Here is a 16,983-nt window from a genome sequence, read left to right on the forward strand (position 1 = left end):
CCTGTCATTGGAATACTTAGCGCCGCAGGAGGGGCAAAACTTGGAGTGGCAGCGAAAAGGAACGAACTTGAGGTTACCGCAATGGGGACAACCATACATGGCGCCACCATAAGAAGGATCCCCGCAGTTAATGACCTTATCAATGTTTTCCATGACGACAGGTCTGGGTTTTATATCGTATTCAATGATTTCGTAATAGTCTCTGAGCATCTTCTGAATCACATTCATGAGATTATTATGGAATAAAATGACGCAAAAAACAAGCCCTAATTCCCCTCATGAATGAGGGGCTAGGGGAGTTGAGGTGCCGAAGGCACTTTCTTGTGGGCTTTAGCCTGTTGAGTATGTCGGAGTTTTTCGTGTTCCGAAAAATGGAGACATGCGAAACTAAAAACTACCCGCTTTGAAGGAGGCGGAGCGATGTTTTGCTTTTCATTGCAGAGGTAATATAGTACAATCATCACAGAAACATGTGGAAAGGGAGGAATGTTTGGATGGAGACAGAAAGAAATCAACACAGGAACCAGGACGGGAGAATAGGGGGAATGAGAGACCATGACAGTGCGGCAATACGCATGGAGGAGGGACGCCTGTATTTTCCGGGAGACGAAGATATTCTGAAGGAGCAGATGGACTGTATGGAGCTTCTCTATGATTACAATGCAACCAGGCCAAAGGAAAGCGCCAGGCGTACCAGCCTGCTGGGACAGATGTTCGGCTCCATTGGACGGGACTGCTATATTGAACCGCCTCTTCACAGCAACTGGGGAGGCAGACACGTGTATATGGGGGACTTTGTCTATGCCAACTTTAACCTGACACTGGTGGATGACGGGGAGATTTATATTGGCTCCCATTGCATGATTGGGCCCAATGTGACCATTGCCACAGCAGGACATCCGGTGGAACCGGGGCTTCGCAGGAAAGGAATCCAGTTCAACATGCCGGTGCGCATTGGTGAGAATGTGTGGATAGGGGCGGGAGCCGTGGTGGTGCCGGGAGTTACCATTGGGGATAATTCTGTCATTGGCGCGGGAAGCGTGGTCACCAGGGATATCCCCGCCAATGTGGTGGCAGTGGGAAACCCATGCCGTGTACTCAGGGAGATAGGGGAACGGGACCGGATGTATTATTATAAGGACCGGAAGATTGATATGTAATATTGAAGCAGGTTCCTGGCAGGAGGTACAGTGATATCAGATATAATATATAAATGCTGGATATGGAGTTTTGGCAAAAGGCCATGGACACTGCATATGACGGCAGTGCATTTAAATACCTGGGAATCCGGATGCCCTGCTGTCACCAGCCGTCCTCGCTGGAGGAACTCATCTATGTGAAACCGTGCGGATTCGCTACATTTGTGATTGAGGTATGAGGGTTTTCTGATACATGGACAGGGGAGACAAAAATGCAGGGCAGTACCTTGGACCGGGACTCCATAAGTTATGTACCGTCCGCTGGGCCGGCTTACGTCTGTAGAAAAAGCGTGTCTGCACATGAAATATTCCAGTGTGCAGACACGCTTTTAAACTGAATTTTATTTAACCTTACCCAGCCGCTTTTTCGTATACTTCTTAGCCTTGCATTTACAGTGGCCGCATCCCGCGGCCAGGTGCGTGGCTTTTTTGACTTTCTTAAAGGAATCAGCACCTTCTTCAATTGCCTTTTTAATATCGTCCTTTGTCACCTTAAAGCAGGGACATATGTACTTATCCTTCCCCATCACAGCACCAGTGAGGGAGCGGTGTAGACCCTTGCCGCCAGTTCGGAATCCAGCATATAGAGTCCCTTGGGGTCATGGCCGAACAGATCGAAACGCTTTACCAGTTCGCTGGCGTTCTTCTCCTCCTCGCCCTGCTCCTTTACGAACCAGTCCAAAAACTGCATGGTACGGAAATCCTTAACAGAATACGCGGCGTCATAAATCTCATGGATAAGACCGGTCACATAGTTTTCGTGCTCCAGCCCGGCAGTGAGAGGTCCCCTGAAGTCCTCAAACACCTTGTCCGGCTTGGCAATGGCTTCCAGTGTGATTTTTTCTCCGTTGTTCTGCAGATACTGGATGAACAGCATGGCGTGGTCGCGTTCCTCCTGGGCCTGGACCTGGTACCAGTTGGAAAAGCCGTTCAGCTCCGCGTCTTTGTAGTAGTTGGCAAAATCCAGATACAGATAAGCGGAGTAAAATTCTTTGTTTACCTGTGTGTTAATAAGTTCTGCTACCTTTTTATCTAACATTTACAGCCTCCTTAAATTATAATTATAATTTAATAATTATATCAGGTGTATCTCCATCATACTTGTTTTATATGCCTTTGGCAAGAAAAATCTGGGGATTTGGAGCATTTTGGGGGTATTTGGATCCGGGGCCAGAGCCTGTTTTGTCAGAATAGCTCCCGGCTCCATGCCTCGGCCAGGCGGTCCAGCGTGAAAAATGCATTGGCAGGGCTGGTGGATGGACATTTGACAGCTTCCCTTCCTGTTTTTTCCTGGCAGTATTTGCGGTACAGCTGAAAGGCCGTGTCGCCGTTGGCAATGATTGTTTCGATGCCGGCCGTGCGGAGAATCAGGTTTAAGTCCGTGGGTATCACATTGCGGATGCTCCGGTCGCTGGAGCCCTTGATGTCACAGGCGGCCACCACGTCCCAGAGCGCGATATGATGGCGCATCAGCAGTCCCTTTTTATCCTCCGTGGTTTCCGGCACAGGTTCCTCAAACAGGCGGGCCATCAATTTCCAGAAGCGGTTCTGGGGATTGCCGTAGTAAAAATTCTGTTCCCTGGATTTTACCGAGGGGAAGCTCCCAAGTATCAGTATGCGGGATGTCTCATCGTAAATAGGACCCAGTGTGTGGCACACGCGGGTGTAGCCTGCCGGAAGTTCATCCTCAATGTAATCCTCCTCGCTCAGCTTTTTCCTGAGCCGGCTCATGGGGGCTCCGATTCCTCCGTCCTTTGCAATGGATACGGCAAAGGCGTTGATTTTCAGCTTGTTTTCTTCATACAGGTCCATGCTCTGGTACAATTCTTTGTAATCCTTAAGGAGACGGAGCTTCAGCTTCACAGCATTGGCTTTTTTCCAGTCCGTGCTCACCAGGCTGCCCTTGCGTTTCATATAGTAGTAAACAGGAGTCTGGATGGCCGTGAACCTCTTCGCGTACCGGATGAAGTTCAGGTTAAATAAAAAGTCCTCGCACCAGCGCAGATCTTCGTCCATCTTAAGCTGATGCTTCCGGACAATGCTGCGGCGGTACAGCTTATTCCACAGTACGCCGTAATAAAAGTCAGCAGGTTCCTGCATCATATATTCCGCATACTGGGCCCTGGTCAGAAGTCCCCGTTCCCGTATGTGCTGCTTTTCCGTAAACACAGCCCCGTCCACCCGGTAAAAGTCTGAGACTACCAGGTCGCAGTCGAATTTTCTGGCAGCATGGACAAAGCTTTCCGTGGCGTCAGGGGTCAGCCAGTCGTCGCTGTCCATGAACTGCAGATATTCGCCCCTGGCCGTCTCAATGGCCTGGTTGCGGCTGTCCGATACCCCGGTATTTTCCTTGTTGATAACACGGAAGCGGTGGTCCATTTTTTCATATTCCCGGCAGATTCCCAGGCTGGTATCCTGGCTTCCGTCATTTACTACGATTATTTCCATGTCCTGGAACGTCTGCTCCATGGCGCTGTTCAGACAGCGCCGCAGGTATTTTTCCGCATTGTAGACAGGTATAATAAGTGAAACAAAAGGCATGTCAGTCATTCCTCCGGATTTTCATTGTCCTTTTAGTATTGCACAATTTAGTATTGCACAATTTAGTATTGCACAATTTAGTATAGCACAATTTAGTATAGCACAATTTGAAATAAAAATGTTGACAGGAGCTTTTAAATCTGCTATTATCAGATGCAGTAATATTTAAAGCGAGGTGTCTTTTTGTTAATTGTATCTGTTTGTGGAAGATAGATAAACCGATTGTGTACATGAAATGATTGTCCGTCTGGCGGGCCTTGTTTTTGTGTACTCCGGAATCCATGACAGATGAATCATATGGTATCTTTGGAAACCTATGCGACATTGCCTGTAGTGGATGTCCGTAGGTTTTTTTGTCTTCCATTATCATGTTCGAAACCTATTTAATATTTTCAGACATTCCCTATAGGGAACATAGACGAACAAGGAAACAGAGAGGAAACAGACAGAACAATGAACGGGACATTTGAAGCATATAAGACAGTTGCATTTGATATCATAAGAGAACAGCTGGCGGATCTTGCCAATTCAGCAGAGGCCAGGGAGATGGCCAGAGGGCTTGTGCCCTGTATGGAAGAGGGAGAGCTGCGAAGAAGCATGAGGGACACCACCCAGGCCAGGCAGATGCTTGAGCTGGCGGGCACGCCTCCCATGCCGGCCATGGAACATACGGCTGAGTTTGTAGCCCGGTCTGTCCGGGGCGAGCTGCTTACGCCGGAGGAAATGGAGGAAATCGGTATGTTCCTGGCCGCGGTGAGACGGGTCAGGTCGTATCTGGACAAGGGAATATCCTATGGCATTCCGCTGTCCTACTTTGGGGAAAATCTCAGGTTAATGCCGGAACTAAAGGAGGAGATAGAGGGAGCCATCCGTCACGGAAGGGTGGACGACCGCGCGTCCAATGCACTCCGGGATATTCGCCGGGACCTGCAGCTTCTGGAAGAAAAAATTAAGGATAAGGCGGAGGCGCTTTTAAAATCACAGAAAAAGTTTATGGCGGAATCCTTTCTGGTCACCAGGAACGGACGGCTGTGCCTGCCGGTTAAGAAGGAGTATAAGTCCAAAATACCGGGCAGCGTCATAGACCGGTCCGCCAGCGGCTCTACGGTATTTATAGAGCCGGAAACCATTGCCAGGATGCAGGACGAGATAGAGGGACTCAGGATTGAGGAGGACTGCGAGGAGAGGCGTATCCTGTACACGCTTATGGATAAGATTGCCATGGAGGAGGATGGGTTTAAGGAAAACCTGGCGCTGCTGGCCAAGCTGGATTTTGTGTTTGCAAAAGGAAAGCTCAGCGCACAAATGGATGCCAGGGAACCGGCCATCAACACGGAGGGGATCATATGCCTTAAGGAAGCCAGACATCCCCTTCTGCCGGAGGACTCCAATGTGCCCCTGGATTTTAAGCTGGGCGGGGAAAAGCGGGGAATGGTAATCACAGGGCCAAATACAGGAGGAAAGACCGTTGCCATCAAGACCGTGGGACTGTTCGTGCTCATGGCCTGTTCCGGCCTGCATCTGCCCTGCCGGGAGGCGGACATAGCCATGCGCAACCTGGTATTATGCGATATTGGGGATGGGCAGGATATTCTGGATAACCTGTCTACATTTTCAGCCCATATCACCAATGTGCTGGAGATATTAAAGCGGGCCACCGGGGAGAGCCTGGTGATACTGGATGAACTGGGCTCTGGCACTGATCCGGCCGAGGGAATGGGCATTGCCATTGCCATACTGGAGCAGCTGAGGCTTCGGGGATGTCTTTACCTGGTTACCACCCATTACCCGGAGGTTAAGACATATGCGGGCCGCCATGCAGGACTCATCAGCGCCAGGATGGCCTTTGACCGGGAAAACCTGCGTCCCCTTTACAGACTGGAGATGGGAAAGACCGGGGACAGCTGCGCCCTCTATATTGCAAAGCGGCTGGGCATGCCGGAGGACATGATTCGAACAGCGGCCTCAGAGGCTTACGGAGACGGGGCGGTCCAGGAAAAATCTCAGAAAAGGCCCAAGGAAAAATCTCAGAAGCCACCGGGAAGACAATGGCCGGGAGGACTGGAGCGGATTCCGGTTCCGGGTATTGTCCCCATAAAGCGAAAACCGGCTGCTGCAAACCCGGAAGAAGGGTATACGAGAGGCGACAGCGTGGAGGTTCTTCCAAAAGGGGAGATTGGCATTGTTGTGAGGCCGGCGGACCAGACGGGAAATGTTCTTGTCCAGGTAAAGAAGGAAAAACGCCTGGTAAACCAGAAACGTCTGAAATTAAAGGTAAGGGCCAGGGAGCTGTACCCTGAGGATTACGATTTTTCCATTGTGTTTGACAGCGTGGAAAACCGTAAGGCCAGACATCAGATGGAAAGGAAATATGTGGGAAACATAGAGGTGCGGGCTGAAGAATAGCCCGCCCTACACCCCAATGGCAGGAGACCGCCCTGCTGTGGACCGGGACGGCATATGTATATCCCACACGACGTGCCGGGGTACGGCAAGGACTAATACATGCCGGAGTCCATGAAGGAAGAAAATGGAAGTTTGGCATATTTGCACAAAAAGAGAAACTGAAATTAGTGCACAATTCGGATTGACATAAATCCCATCTTTTGTTTATACTAAATGCGCAACAGAATAAAGAGCGTGTTACTGGTGATGCAGGCATTAACTGAAAGAGGACATTGGAGACAGTGTTCTTAACAGTTAATGCCTTTTTTGTGTCCGGACAGCCAGGGTGCGCGGTTGGACGAAAAAGACAGGAGAGAAGAAAAATGAAAGACAGGATTTTTGGTGTTCTTCAGAGGGTGGGACGCAGCTTCATGCTTCCCATTGCAGTGCTGCCGGTGGCGGGACTGCTGTTAGGTATCGGCAGTTCCTTTACCAATGCCACCACCATCCAGACATATGGGCTGGAGCGGATTCTGGGCGACGGAACCATGTTAAATGCCCTTCTGGTCATCATGGCCAAGGCGGGAAATGTCATATTTGACAATCTTCCCATTATATTTGCAGTGGGAGTTGCCATCGGCATGGCCAAGGCTGAGAAAGAGGTGGCAGCCCTTTCCGCCATGATTGCATTTTTTGTCATGCATGTATCCATCAACGCGGTGCTGACCATCACGGGAAAGATTCTTCCGGACGGCACCATTGCCCCTGGCGTCCTGGACGGCACTATTGCTTCTGTGTGCGGCATCCAGACCTTGCAGATGGGCGTGTTCGGGGGCATCATCGTGGGCCTGGGAGTGGCGGCGCTCCACAACCGTTACCACAAGATTGCGCTGCCCAATGCCATCTCATTTTTCGGCGGCTCCCGTTTTGTGCCCATCATATCCACGGTGGTCTATGTAGGGGTGGGCATGGTGATGTACTTCATATGGCCGGTTGTGCAGAATGCCATATTTGCCCTGGGCGGTCTGGTGACAGGGACAGGATATGCCGGCACATTGATTTTCGGTATTATAAAGAGGGCGTTGATTCCCTTTGGACTTCACCATGTATTTTATATGCCATTCTGGCAGACCGCTGTGGGCGGCACCATGATGGTGGACGGAAATCTGATTCAGGGCGGCCAGAACATCTTCTTCGCACAGCTGGCTTCGCCGGATGTGATCCATTTCAGCGCGGATGCCACCAGGTATTTCTCCGGTGAGTTTATCTTCATGATATTCGGCCTTCCCGGCGCAGCCCTGGCCATGTACCGTTTGGCAAAACCGGAAAAGAGAAAGGCCGCGGGAGGACTTCTCCTGTCAGCAGCCCTGGCCAGTATGCTGACCGGTATTACAGAGCCCATTGAGTTTTCTTTCCTGTTTGTGGCGCCCATGCTCTTTGCCGTACAGGTGATTCTGGCAGGCAGCGCCTATATGATTGCCCATATACTGAATATCGCGGTGGGACTTACCTTCTCAGGCGGTTTCCTGGATTTGCTTATATTTGGCATCCTTCAGGGAAATGCGAAAACCAGCTGGATGAGAATTATTCCGGTAGGAATCATATATTTCCTGTTGTACTACTTTATTTTCAGCTTCCTGATTAAGAGGTTTGACTTAAAGACTCCGGGCAGGGAGGATGAGGACGAGGAGACAAAGCTTTACACAAAGGCAGATGTGAACGCCAGGAAATCAGCAGGCGCGGCAGGTCCGGCAGGCGCGGGAAATGGAGGCAATGGGGATAAAGATGCCCTCAGCATGGATATTGCCAGGGGGCTGGGAGGAAAGAGAAATATTACCTCCGTGGACTGCTGCGCCACCCGTCTCAGATGTTCAGTGGAGAATCCGGCTTTGGTGGATGAGAGACTGTTAAAGGCCACCGGGGCAGTGGGCGTCATTAAAAAGGGACAGGGAATCCAGGTGATTTATGGACCTAACGTGACTGTGATAAAGTCAAATCTGGAGCAGTATCTTGCAGAAGCACCGGATGAGGCTTTGGAGGAGGATGCTGAATCCGGCCAGGAAAAGCACATCATCTGCTCGCCCTTTAACGGCAAAGCGGCTTCCATCACGGAGGCGCCGGACGAGGCATTTTCCAGCAAGGCCATGGGCGACGGCTACATGGTCATACCGGCAGACGGACAGGTGCTGGCGCCGGAGGATGGCGAGGTGCTGTTTGTATTTCCCTCTAAGCATGCCATTGGTCTGAAAACCGGGGACGGTATGGAGTATCTGCTGCATATCGGTGTGGATACGGTGAAGCTGGACGGAAAGGGGTTTGAGACCTTTGTGACGGATGGGCAGAAGGTAAAGAAAGGCCAGAAGCTGATGGAATTCGACCTGGAATATATCAAGGCCAACGCTGCGTCCGAGGCTTGTATGGCTGTATTCACCGGTCTCACGGAAGGCCGTGAGATTCATATGGTTAAGACCGGGGAGGTACGGGCGCTGGATGAAATCGGATGGTACTAAAGGATTGAATACGGATAAGGGATTCATATTCAGTCCTTCCGTCCGCGCCTTTAAGGGGAGTATTAAAATAGATATGGTATGCCAGAGCGGAAAAATCTCATTCAAATGTAGATGTTTTTTGGGATATTAGGTATAATGTCCGTATAGGAAACGGCAGCGGCGCGGCGCGCGGCAAAGTCCGGCAGCACTGTGGACGGGGAGGGGTTTATGTACCGCATCATCAAAGTATTAAACAACAATGGAATACTGGTTTTAGATGGAGATACCGGCAGGGAACTGATTCTGCTGGGAAACGGAATAGGCTTCGGTCACCGGACCGGGGAGCGGTTGGAGCAGGTGAAAGAGGCAAAGCGGTATGAGCTTGTGACCGGAAAGTCCACGGCGCTGCAGCAGGTGAACAGCATTGACCCGGTCTTTATCGAGGCAGCGGGAAATATAATTGAGTCGGCCAGGAAAACGCTGGGGGATATCAGTTCAGACATACTGATACCCATGGCGGACCATATTGCCCTGGCCGCAGGCAGGGCCAGTGAAGGAAGGGAGCTTCCAAATCCCTTTAACCAGGATATAAAGGCCCTGTTTGACCGGGAATACCAGGCTGCCATGGAAGGCAGGGAAATCATACGTGAAATGACAGGCATTGTCATATCCGAAGATGAGGTGGGATACATTACCCTTCACATTCACGCCGGGTCATCCGAGGAGAATGTGGCCCATTCCATGGATATGGCCAGGCTGGTACAGGACAGTATCCGCAGCATAGAAGAGAAGATGGGCATTAAGCTGGCAGCGGACTCTCTGGGGTATAACCGTCTGGTGAGCCATCTGCGGTATATGATTGCCCGCATCCGAAAGGGAGAGCCTGTGAGTCTGGACATGGAGGCATATGCAAGGGAGACTTTTCCGGTGCCATACCAGGCGGCAGTGGATGTGTGCGGGGACATGGAAAAGCGGCTGGGGATGTCTGTGGCCTCTCAGGAGGCAGGCTTTCTCGCCATCCATATCCAGAGGGTTATCCAGGGAGAATAGGAAAGACCGGGGCCTACCTCAGAAGAGGCAGGTTCCCGGTCAGTTTATTTACCAGCCTTTTGCCGCCCTCCCAGGCGCAAAAAAAGATGAATAGCTTCACATGGCGTCATGCGTTCTATTCATCTTTTGCCGTCTCTTTTACTATTTTCAATATATCATTGGGCGTACAGTTCAGACAATCGCACATTTTGGCAAGAATGGTAAGGTCAACGCGGGATACCTTGTTCTTGCAGTAATTATTGAACTGAGTCCGCTGCAAACCGCATTTTTCACAGACAAAGTTTTTACTTTTCTCTTTTTCCTTCAGCAGACGCTCCAAATCAATCTCAATATGCATACCATCCCCGCCTTTCCACATAAGTATATTCCAGGATGTATTGAAATATAAGCTGTATTAGTGTACAATATGTATAATAATACAGGTGAGGGATGTAGCGGGAATGAGAAAAAGACTAATGCAGGCATCGCTGGTTCTGATGGCCCTTTGCATATATCTGCAGTGGGGAAGGGGCGTGTCGGTGAGGAATACCATATCTTCCTCCTGGGATGGAAAGAGGACAGAACACATGACTATTGTAGCGAATAAGCTGTACATTGGGGATAAGGAGGCATTTGCCCGGAAGATGATTGAAACATGTATCAACAATGAATTCCGTGATGTGCGGTTCAGCTATGACATGGGATATCCGGCGGAAATAACCATGGACATTTATACCAATGAGACGGCCAGGCAGTTGGGAGTCAGGTGCTGTGAGGTGCGGTATGCCCAGCCGGAAGAGGACCGGTACCGGTATAATGTGAAGGATGACCGGGAACGGTTTGTGATGACGGTGAAATGGCTCCCTGCGGCATCTGGAGTTTGAAAGTGACAGCATTACTTCCAGTAATCCGTATCAAGGACCGGAACGCGGATAAAATTTTCAGGAAAGCGGAAAAGAAACTGAAAAGGGAGAAATGACCAAGCTCATATCCCAGGTCATGAAGAAAATGAAAAAAGGACTTTCCCCGGAAGAGACAGCAGAGTTGCTGGAAGAAAGCCCGGATTGCGTCAGCCGGATTTACGCCGCAGTGCAGGCCAATCCCGGACTGGATGGAAATGGGATTTTTGAATTCATGAAAAGAAAGGATAGGGAGAATGACTAATATCCTCCAATAAACATTACCGTAAATAGAGCCCGGGTATTTTCAATCTCCCATAATATCTTAAAATCTTCTTCCATCCTGCGAAGTTCAAGGTGAACCTGTTCTGTGGGAACAATGCCGGTAATCCGTCCCTTGACACCCAGGTATGGAAGAAGGTCCTGCCCGAAAAACATGGCAGCTGTCTTCAGGACTTTATCTGGTATTTCTAATATAGCATCTGTGACTGGGAGACGCAAGCCCAAAAACATTTTCACAAAACCTGCTAAAAATATTTTCACAAAACCACAGAAAATCTGCACCATTAAAGAATTCTGTGCTACAATCAGACTGTAAAAAAGAGGAAGAGGGCATGACGGTGATTGAATTCTTAAAAGAGGAAAAAATAAACAGCAGCTTAATCGAAGGAATCATGGATTTCAGGGCTTCCCATCCGGTCAGGGAGGAGGAACGGGGCAGGATACCTGTGCCCCGGTACCTGTATTATGGAAAGGAAGTATGGGAGCAGGCCATTGCAGCCCTTTTGTGCGGTCAGAATCTGCTTCTCGCAGGACCAAAGGCAACGGGAAAGAATATACTGGCCCAGAATCTGGCGGCAGCTTTTGGCAGGCCGGTTTGGGACATCTCCCTTCACGTCAACATGGATGCGTCCGGCCTTATAGGAACAGATACATTTCAAAACGGAGCCGTTGTGTTCCGGCCGGGGCCGGTGTACCGCTGCGGAATCAGCGGGGGCTTTGGAGTCCTGGATGAAATCAACATGGCCAGAAACGAGGCCCTGGCCGTGCTCCATGGAATTCTGGATTTCAGGCGGACCATAGATGTGCCGGGCTACGATGTGGTGCATATGGACGGGGGAACCCGGTTCATTGCCACCATGAACTATGGGTATGCGGGCACCAGAGAGCTGAACGAGGCCCTGACTTCCAGATTTGCCTGCCTGCAGATGCCGGCCATATCCGGGGAAAATCTGGAGAAGCTTATGAGCCGGGAGTATCCTGGTCTTAATAGGACTTATGCCAGGCAGTTTGTCCAGCTGTTTCTGGATATAGAGAGAAAATGCCAAAGCGCCCAGCTCTCCACCCGCCCCCTGGACCTTAGGGGACTGCTGGATGCTGTCCGGCTTATGGAGAAAGGGCTGGATGCGGGAGCTGCCCTGGATATGGGACTTACCAACAAATCCTTTGACCCGTATGAACAGACCCTGGTGCGGGATTTAATCAGGGCAAGGATTCCCAAAAAACTGGAAAGGGAGAAACTGTTTGCAGACTGATATGGAGATACGGGAATATGACGGAGAGGAGCGCCGGGCCCTCAACATGATATGGACTGCGGCGGAGGACCATTCCTTCCAGCCGGAATTCATGGCCTTTGACCGGTACAAAAGGGCAGACCTTTATCTCAACAGCATTATCGGTTATGTCCACAGATGGTATGACGGCGGGAAATTGTCAGAGATGTTCGGGGCCTTTCAGGGCACGGCGCTTCAGGATATCTATGATACCATATTCTGGCTTGGCCTGGAATGCGGCGCTTATGAGAAGGAACGGGAAGGCCGTCCTGTGCTGGAGGAGCTGCGCAGGGAATACTGGGCTCAGGTATTGGAGGAATCCAAATGGTCAGCTCAGGAAAAGCTGGTCCAGTCCCTTCAGACGGGCTGGGGCAGGCTGGTGCTGGGAGAGAAGCCCGGGGTTACGCCGTGGGAGCGGGGGATTTTGTCCGGCCTGTCCTTTGACGGGTCTGCTGACACCGATGAAATCATGGAGCGCGTTTCCGGCATATTGTGGGAATATTTCCGGTTTGACTGCCGTTCAGAACAAAAGAGAAAAGAAAACAGAAAACGGATTAAAGGGATGATTAAGCCCTTCCGCTTTGTCCGGCCTGCCCACGGCGTGATTGTCAGGAACACACTGAATGAGCATGGTCAGGAGTCCCCTGAATCCGGTGATGACCAATGTGAAAAATCCGGAAAGGCCCATAAAAAGCCTTCTGATGCCGCCAAAGGCTTTTGCTTCTGGATGGAGGCATCCTCGAAACGGCGTGAGGAGGCGGTCCGTTCCTATATTGACGCCTGCTATGGTGTTTCCATGTACGGAGAGCGGCAAAATCAGGCTATCCGTCATATGCTCTGCACGGGATGCCACAGCACGTGCGGCCTCCATTTTACCAGGGGAGAGAAATTCCTGCAGGTCCCGGACCGCGGGGAATCGGCCAGACAGCTGTGGGAGGCGGCGCAGCAGAGAAAAAGGAACAGGGAACAGTTTGAAAAGAACAGGTCAGAATATGAGAACAGCATACGGCGCCTGATGGAACAGATTCGCAATACCCTTCTTGTGGATTTGCAGCCTGTACCGGAGATAAGCCGACAGGGTAAACTGATGGGGGAGGCAGTCTGGCGGGCCGTGTATCTGGAGGATGACCGTGTTTTTTTGAAAGTTTCAGAGGAAGAACGGCAGAATGTTTCCGTGGATTTGATGCTGGACGCGTCTGCGTCGCGTATAGGACATGAAGCCGTTATAGCAGCACAGGGATATGTCATTGCCGAGAGCCTGACCCGCTGCGGGATACCGGTCCAGGTGTATTCTTTTTCCACCATCCAGAACTACACAGTGTTTCGTATATTCCGCGGTTATGAGGAAAAGGAGAAGAACAAAGGAATCCTTGACTATGTGGCAGCCGGATGGAACCGGGATGGTCTGGCCCTCAGGGCAGCGGGCCATCTGGCGGGACAGTCTCCCTGTGAGAAACGCCTGCTCATTGTGCTGACAGACGCCAGCCCCAATGACGAACAGCGGATGGCGCCTGTTTCAGGGGCGGTGCGGGGAAAGGAATATTCGGGGGATGCAGGCATTGAGGATACGGCGATGGAGGTGCGGCAGCTTAAAAAGCAGGGAATCAAGGTGATGGCTGTATTTTACGGCCTGGACAGCGACCTGGAAGGCGCCCGGAAGATATACGGAAGCAGCTTTGTCAGAATCAGGGAGATGGGGCAGCTTGCGGATACGGTTGGGAAGCTGCTGACCAGCCAGTTACGGTCCGGCCGATAGCAGAAGATTAAGAAGGCGGGGATATCCCGGAGCCTGTCAATCGTTCCTGCCAGTGAACGGCAGGAGCTTCCGGTTTAAAATTGAGATAAGGAGTATATCAATGAAATCACTTGTAATAGCAGAAAAGCCTTCCGTTGCCCGGGACATTGCCCGGGTTCTTAAATGTGGGAAAAATATAAACGGCGCCATTGAGGGGGAGCGTTACGTGGTTACCTGGGGACTGGGCCATCTGGTGACCCTGGCAGACCCGGAGGATTACGATAAGAAGTATAAGGAGTGGAAGATGGAGGACCTTCCCATGATGCCTGAGGTTTTTAAGCTTGAGGTTATCAAGCAGACCTCAAGGCAGTACCAGGCTGTAAAGAACCAGATTTACCGCGGAGATGTGGGGGACATTATCATTGCCACGGATGCAGGAAGGGAAGGAGAGCTGGTGGCTCGTTTGATTCTGAAAAAGACAGGGTGCAATAAACCCATCCGGCGTCTGTGGATATCATCCGTGACTGATAAGGCTATCCGGGAGGGATTTGCAAACCTGAAGGACGGAAGGGAATACAATAACCTGTACGATGCAGCCATGTGCAGGGCAGAGGCGGACTGGCTGGTGGGCATCAATGCCACCAGGGCCCTGACCTGTAAATACAATGCCCAGCTCTCCTGCGGCCGTGTCCAGACCCCGACCCTTGCCATGATAGCAAAACGGGAGGCGCAGATACGTGCATTTGTTCCCCAGGCATACTTTGGGCTTCAGGCCAGAAAGGACGGGCTGGTCCTTACATGGCAGGATGCCAGGACAGGCAGCCACCGTTCCTTTGAGCGCGGCCGAATGGAGGGACTGGCCCAGGACCTTAAGGGGGAGCAGGCCGTTGTGGCTGAGGTAAAGCGGACGCCTAAAAAGGCTTTACCGCCCCTTCTCTATGACCTGACGGAGCTGCAGCGGGATGCCAATAAGCGGTTTAATTACTCTGCCAAGGACACGCTGAACATTATGCAGCGCCTCTATGAGAACCATAAAGTCCTGACTTACCCCAGAACCGATTCCAGGTATCTGAGCGCGGACATTGTCCCGACCATTAAGGAGCGTCTGAAGGCGTGCTCCATCGGCCCATATAAGACGCTGGCTGGCCGCCTGGTAAACCAGCCCATGCCGGCAAAACCATTTTTTGTGGATAACAGCAAGGTATCAGACCATCATGCCATCATACCGACGGAACAGTTTGTACAGATGGACCATATGACCATTGATGAACGCCGGATTTATGATTTGGTGGTGCGCAGGTTCCTGGCTGTGCTGTACCCGCCCTATGAATATGACGAGACCAGCCTTGAAGCGGACATCCGGGGCCAGCGGTTCATTGCAAAGGGAAGGATTGTAAAGAACCAGGGCTGGAAGGATGCTTACGACACGGCTGTGGATGACGAGGAAGAGGGGGACGAGCCGGAGGTAAAGGACCAGCAGCTGCCGGACCTGAAGAAGGGGGATGTGTTAAAAGGCCTGTCCATTAAGATGACTGAGGGTAAGACAAAACCGCCTGCCCCGTTTAATGAGGCAACCCTGCTCTCTGCCATGGAAAATCCCGTGGCGTTCATGGAGACAAAGGATAAGGCCATGGCAAAGACCCTGGGGGAGACCGGCGGTCTGGGAACCGTTGCCACCAGGGCGGATATTATAGAAAAACTGTTTTCCAGCTTCCTCCTTGAAAAGCGGGGCAAGGATATCTATCTCACATCCAAGGCCAGGCAGCTCCTGGAGCTGGTGCCTGAGGACCTGAAGAAGCCGGAGCTGACAGCGGACTGGGAGATGAAGCTGTCGGGCATTGCAAAGGGAAGCCTGAAAAGGGGCGCGTTTATGAAGGACATCAGGGGATATTCCCAGGAACTGATCCGTCAGATTAAGACAGGGGAGGGCTCCTTCCGCCATGATAACCTGACCAGCACAAAGTGCCCTGTGTGCGGTAAGCGGATGCTGGCCGTAAAGGGAAGGAACACGGAGATGCTGGTGTGCCAGGACCGGGAGTGCGGCCACCGGGAGGTCATATCACGCACATCCAATGCCAGATGCCCTGTCTGCCATAAGAAGATGGAGCTTAAGGGCAAGGGGGACGCCCAGATATTTGTGTGCAGGTGCGGTCATAAGGAGAAGCTGAAGGCCTTTGAGGAGCGCCGGAAAAAGGAAGGCGCCGGCGTGTCAAAAAAAGACGTGGCCCGGTACCTGAACCAGCAGAAAAAGGAAGCCGAGGAGCCGGTTAACAATGCATTTGCCAAAGCGCTGGCTGGAATAAATCTGGAGGATAAGGGCTGATGGCATCCTTCCCATAAAAGCATGGTTGCGTGAAACCGGGAAAGGGTGGTATACTATCTGTTAGAAATAATATGGAAACTGTTGGAAAGGGATTACTGGGAGATATGGAACGTGCGGTCAGTTTGGAGGAGATATCCGACGGGAAATTATATGGTATCAATGATATGGTGAGGGCTGACAGCGGCGGCTGTGAAGGCTGTTCTGCCTGCTGCCACGGCATGGGTTCATCCATCATGCTGGACCCTCTGGATATGTTCCGCCTTACGGTGAACCTGGGGATGACCCCGGAACAGCTTCTGGCAGGTCCTCTTGAGATGAATGTGGTGGATGGCATTATCCTGCCCAACATCCGGATGACGGGTCAGGATGAGTCCTGTTCTTTCCTGAACAGTGAGGGCAGGTGCGGTATCCATCCTTACAGGCCGGGGTTCTGCCGCCTCTTCCCCCTGGGAAGACTGTATGAGAACCGGTCCTTCAGCTACTTCCTGCAGGTCCATGAGTGTCCCAGGGAGAACAGAAGCAAGGTAAAGATCCGCAAGTGGATTGATACCCCGGATGTGAAGGAATATGAGAAGTTTGTAAATGACTGGCATTACTTTCTCAAGGACCTGGGAAAGGGACTGGAGGAAAATGGGAACCCGGACATCAGGAAAACGGTGGATATGTATGTGCTGAAGCAGTTTTACATAACTCCTTACAGCAGCGGGGAAGGGTTCTATCCCCAGTTTTACAGGCGGATTACAGAGGCCTCTGAGTTTGCGGGACGTTTTGGAATCAAAACCAGCCTTTAAAAGCGGTTTCCGGATATCAAAAAATTGACAGGAGGAACA

17 protein-coding genes are annotated in these 16,983 nt (G+C 51.3%); 11 read left to right on the plus strand and 6 right to left on the minus strand.

Annotated elements, in window-relative coordinates:
* The coding region (locus G614_RS34415) for a transposase zinc-binding domain-containing protein (protein WP_207637844.1) at positions 1–228 on the minus strand (228 nt) is incomplete at its 3' end.
* A gap of 266 nt (positions 229–494) precedes the next feature.
* Here G614_RS34415 and G614_RS0112565 point away from each other — a divergent pair.
* Together G614_RS0112565 and G614_RS33365 are read left to right on the plus strand one after the other, a co-directional pair.
* On the plus strand, positions 495–1,160 hold the full coding sequence (locus tag G614_RS0112565) for a sugar O-acetyltransferase (protein WP_027642225.1): 666 nt from the start codon (positions 495–497) through the stop codon (positions 1,158–1,160).
* Between the two features lie 83 nt (positions 1,161–1,243).
* Positions 1,244–1,378 carry a hypothetical protein gene (locus tag G614_RS33365; RefSeq protein WP_278245991.1) on the plus strand — a complete coding sequence of 45 codons (135 nt, stop codon included), beginning with the start codon at positions 1,244–1,246 and terminating at the stop codon, positions 1,376–1,378.
* A 162-nt stretch (positions 1,379–1,540) separates the two neighbouring features.
* On the opposite strand, the gene G614_RS0112575 is transcribed toward G614_RS33365, so the two are convergent.
* The 3 genes from G614_RS0112575 to G614_RS33705 all read right to left on the minus strand — a co-directional run bounded on the left by G614_RS0112575 (position 1,541) and on the right by G614_RS33705 (position 3,740).
* Positions 1,541–1,726 carry a (2Fe-2S)-binding protein gene (locus G614_RS0112575; protein ID WP_002586167.1) on the minus strand — a complete coding sequence of 62 codons (186 nt, stop codon included), beginning with the start codon at positions 1,724–1,726 and terminating at the stop codon, positions 1,541–1,543.
* Positions 1,726–2,238: a ferritin gene (locus tag G614_RS0112580; RefSeq protein ID WP_027642226.1), complete on the minus strand. Its 513-nt coding sequence runs from the start codon at positions 2,236–2,238 to the stop codon at positions 1,726–1,728. The genes G614_RS0112575 and G614_RS0112580 overlap by 1 nt, the downstream gene beginning before the upstream one ends.
* 146 nt (positions 2,239–2,384) lie before the next feature.
* The gene (locus G614_RS33705) at positions 2,385–3,740 is read right to left on the minus strand and encodes a DNA-deoxyinosine glycosylase (protein ID WP_027642227.1); all 1,356 of its coding nucleotides are present in this window, start codon (positions 3,738–3,740) and stop codon (positions 2,385–2,387) included.
* 453 nt (positions 3,741–4,193) lie between these two features.
* On the opposite strand from G614_RS33705, the gene G614_RS0112590 reads away from it, so the two are divergent.
* The 3 genes from G614_RS0112590 to G614_RS0112600 all read left to right on the plus strand — a co-directional run bounded on the left by G614_RS0112590 (position 4,194) and on the right by G614_RS0112600 (position 9,664).
* Positions 4,194–6,146, plus strand: a complete 1,953-nt coding sequence (locus G614_RS0112590; protein ID WP_027642228.1) for an endonuclease MutS2 — start codon at positions 4,194–4,196, stop codon at positions 6,144–6,146.
* Between the two features lie 362 nt (positions 6,147–6,508).
* A complete protein-coding gene (locus G614_RS27405) occupies positions 6,509–8,635 on the plus strand; it encodes a PTS transporter subunit IIABC (RefSeq protein ID WP_044917714.1) in 2,127 nt (708 codons plus the stop codon).
* A gap of 207 nt (positions 8,636–8,842) precedes the next feature.
* On the plus strand, positions 8,843–9,664 hold the full coding sequence (locus G614_RS0112600) for a PRD domain-containing protein (protein WP_027642229.1): 822 nt from the start codon (positions 8,843–8,845) through the stop codon (positions 9,662–9,664).
* A 115-nt stretch (positions 9,665–9,779) separates the two neighbouring features.
* On the opposite strand, the gene G614_RS0112605 is transcribed toward G614_RS0112600, so the two are convergent.
* Positions 9,780–10,001 (minus strand): helix-turn-helix domain-containing protein, encoded by a 222-nt coding sequence (locus G614_RS0112605; protein ID WP_027642230.1) that lies wholly within the window; start codon positions 9,999–10,001, stop codon positions 9,780–9,782.
* A gap of 103 nt (positions 10,002–10,104) precedes the next feature.
* Here G614_RS0112605 and G614_RS0112610 point away from each other — a divergent pair, with 103 nt between their 5' ends.
* Together G614_RS0112610 and G614_RS0112620 are read left to right on the plus strand one after the other, a co-directional pair.
* Positions 10,105–10,527, plus strand: a complete 423-nt coding sequence (locus G614_RS0112610; protein ID WP_027642231.1) for a hypothetical protein — start codon at positions 10,105–10,107, stop codon at positions 10,525–10,527.
* Between the two features lie 91 nt (positions 10,528–10,618).
* Positions 10,619–10,807, plus strand: a complete 189-nt coding sequence (locus tag G614_RS0112620; RefSeq protein WP_027642232.1) for a hypothetical protein — start codon at positions 10,619–10,621, stop codon at positions 10,805–10,807.
* Here G614_RS0112620 and G614_RS35035 read toward each other — a convergent pair.
* A complete protein-coding gene (locus G614_RS35035; protein ID WP_242828082.1) occupies positions 10,804–11,109 on the minus strand; it encodes a hypothetical protein in 306 nt (101 codons plus the stop codon). The genes G614_RS0112620 and G614_RS35035 overlap by 4 nt on opposite strands.
* Positions 11,110–11,156: 47 nt before the next feature.
* Between G614_RS35035 and G614_RS0112630 the strand changes: the two genes are divergently transcribed.
* From G614_RS0112630 to G614_RS0112645, 4 genes are all read left to right on the plus strand, one after another.
* Complete coding sequence (locus G614_RS0112630; protein WP_027642233.1) at positions 11,157–12,077, plus strand: AAA family ATPase; 921 nt, start codon at positions 11,157–11,159, stop codon at positions 12,075–12,077.
* The gene (locus G614_RS0112635) at positions 12,067–13,851 is read left to right on the plus strand and encodes a cobaltochelatase CobT-related protein (protein ID WP_027642234.1); all 1,785 of its coding nucleotides are present in this window, start codon (positions 12,067–12,069) and stop codon (positions 13,849–13,851) included. Before G614_RS0112630 ends, G614_RS0112635 begins: the two co-directional genes overlap by 11 nt.
* Positions 13,852–13,951: 100 nt before the next feature.
* Positions 13,952–16,153, plus strand: coding sequence for a DNA topoisomerase III (locus G614_RS0112640; RefSeq protein WP_027642235.1), 2,202 nt, complete (start codon positions 13,952–13,954; stop codon positions 16,151–16,153).
* Positions 16,154–16,257: 104 nt separating this feature from the next.
* Positions 16,258–16,944 (plus strand): YkgJ family cysteine cluster protein, encoded by a 687-nt coding sequence (locus tag G614_RS0112645; protein ID WP_027642236.1) that lies wholly within the window; start codon positions 16,258–16,260, stop codon positions 16,942–16,944.
* The last annotated feature ends 39 nt before the right edge of the window (positions 16,945–16,983 follow it).

The organism is [Clostridium] clostridioforme AGR2157 (genome assembly GCF_000424325.1).
Classification (GTDB): domain Bacteria; phylum Bacillota; class Clostridia; order Lachnospirales; family Lachnospiraceae; genus Enterocloster; species Enterocloster clostridioformis_A.

Excerpts from the sequence above, each read along its gene's own strand:
- G614_RS0112620 (WP_027642232.1), top strand. The coding sequence starts at position 10,619 with ATGACCAAGCTCATATCCCAGGTCATGAAGAAAATGAAAAAAGGACTT.
- G614_RS0112600 (WP_027642229.1), top strand. The coding sequence starts at position 8,843 with ATGTACCGCATCATCAAAGTATTAAACAACAATGGAATACTGGTTTTA.
- G614_RS35035 (WP_242828082.1), bottom strand. The coding sequence starts at position 11,109 with ATGGTGCAGATTTTCTGTGGTTTTGTGAAAATATTTTTAGCAGGTTTT.
- G614_RS0112590 (WP_027642228.1), top strand. The coding sequence starts at position 4,194 with ATGAACGGGACATTTGAAGCATATAAGACAGTTGCATTTGATATCATA.
- G614_RS0112640 (WP_027642235.1), top strand. The coding sequence starts at position 13,952 with ATGAAATCACTTGTAATAGCAGAAAAGCCTTCCGTTGCCCGGGACATT.
- G614_RS0112565 (WP_027642225.1), top strand. The coding sequence starts at position 495 with ATGGAGACAGAAAGAAATCAACACAGGAACCAGGACGGGAGAATAGGG.
- G614_RS33365 (WP_278245991.1), top strand. The coding sequence starts at position 1,244 with ATGGACACTGCATATGACGGCAGTGCATTTAAATACCTGGGAATCCGG.
- G614_RS0112580 (WP_027642226.1), bottom strand. The coding sequence starts at position 2,238 with ATGTTAGATAAAAAGGTAGCAGAACTTATTAACACACAGGTAAACAAA.
- G614_RS0112630 (WP_027642233.1), top strand. The coding sequence starts at position 11,157 with ATGACGGTGATTGAATTCTTAAAAGAGGAAAAAATAAACAGCAGCTTA.
- G614_RS27405 (WP_044917714.1), top strand. The coding sequence starts at position 6,509 with ATGAAAGACAGGATTTTTGGTGTTCTTCAGAGGGTGGGACGCAGCTTC.
- G614_RS0112610 (WP_027642231.1), top strand. The coding sequence starts at position 10,105 with ATGAGAAAAAGACTAATGCAGGCATCGCTGGTTCTGATGGCCCTTTGC.
- G614_RS0112575 (WP_002586167.1), bottom strand. The coding sequence starts at position 1,726 with ATGGGGAAGGATAAGTACATATGTCCCTGCTTTAAGGTGACAAAGGAC.
- G614_RS33705 (WP_027642227.1), bottom strand. The coding sequence starts at position 3,740 with ATGCCTTTTGTTTCACTTATTATACCTGTCTACAATGCGGAAAAATAC.
- G614_RS0112605 (WP_027642230.1), bottom strand. The coding sequence starts at position 10,001 with ATGCATATTGAGATTGATTTGGAGCGTCTGCTGAAGGAAAAAGAGAAA.
- G614_RS0112645 (WP_027642236.1), top strand. The coding sequence starts at position 16,258 with ATGGAACGTGCGGTCAGTTTGGAGGAGATATCCGACGGGAAATTATAT.